The organism is Ruegeria sp. YKSD179, assembly GCF_059612885.1.
The window spans coordinates 1-1251 of sequence record NZ_JBXWRL010000126.1 but is presented as its reverse complement, the minus strand read 5'-3'; the positions used below and the strand labels follow the sequence as shown (position 1 = coordinate 1251).

Below are 1251 nucleotides of genomic sequence, written 5' to 3'. Positions count from 1 at the left end.
CGCCTGATTTGTTGAAATTCAAAAAAAGGGCGCCTTGGAGGGCGCCCTTTCTGTCTGGTCTTTCGTTAAAACGAATTATTCAATAATCTTCGACACAACGCCCGCGCCGACGGTGCGGCCGCCCTCGCGGATGGCGAAACGCAGGCCGTCTTCCATCGCAATCGGCGCAATCAGCTCGACCGTGAAACCGACGTTGTCGCCTGGCATAACCATCTCGGTGCCAGCGGCCAGCGTCACGGTGCCGGTCACGTCAGTCGTACGGAAGTAGAACTGCGGACGGTAGTTCGCGAAGAACGGCGTGTGACGACCGCCTTCTTCCTTGGTCAGGATGTAGGCTTCGGCTTCGAACTTGGTGTGCGGGGTCACAGAGCCCGGCTTACACAGAACCTGGCCACGCTCAACGCCGTCACGGTCAATACCACGCAGCAGCGCGCCAATGTTGTCGCCTGCCTCGCCGCGGTCCAGCAGCTTGCGGAACATCTCAACACCGGTGCAGGTGGTCTTGCTGGTGTCGCGAATACCGACGATTTCGATCTCGTCGCCAACGTTGATAACGCCACGCTCAACACGACCGGTCACAACCGTACCACGACCCGAGATCGAGAAAACGTCTTCGATCGGCATCAGGAACGGCTGGTCAACCGCGCGCTCGGGGGTCGGGATATATTCATCAACAGCCGCCATCAGCTCTTTGATCTTCTCTTCGCCGATTTCCGGGTCACGCCCTTCCATCGCGGCCAAAGCCGAACCGGCAATGATCGGAATGTCGTCGCCCGGGAATTCATACGAAGACAGCAGCTCGCGGATTTCCATCTCCACCAGCTCCAGCAGCTCTTCGTCGTCAACCTGGTCAACTTTGTTCATGAACACGACCAGCGCTGGAACGCCAACCTGACGCGCCAGCAGGATGTGCTCACGCGTTTGCGGCATCGGTCCGTCAGCCGCGTTCACAACCAGGATCGCGCCGTCCATCTGGGCCGCACCGGTGATCATGTTCTTGACATAGTCGGCGTGGCCGGGGCAGTCGACGTGGGCATAGTGACGCGCGTCCGTCTCATATTCAACGTGGGCAGTCGAAATGGTGATGCCACGCGCCTTCTCTTCAGGCGCTCCGTCAATCTGGTCATACGCCTTGAAATCACCAAAATACTTCGTGATCGCTGCCGTCAGCGTCGTCTTGCCGTGGTCAACGTGACCAACCGTGCCAATGTTGACATGCGGTTTCGTACGCTCAAACTTTTCCTTTGCCAT

The 1251-nt window shown here is 58.4% G+C and carries 1 protein-coding gene; it reads right to left on the bottom strand.

The features are described 5' to 3' along the window. Window positions 1–75 precede the first annotated feature (75 nt). Window positions 76–1251, bottom strand: a 1176-nt coding sequence (gene tuf / locus AC2FNE_RS24635) for an elongation factor Tu (RefSeq protein WP_170476935.1), incomplete at its 5' end; no start/stop codon positions are given.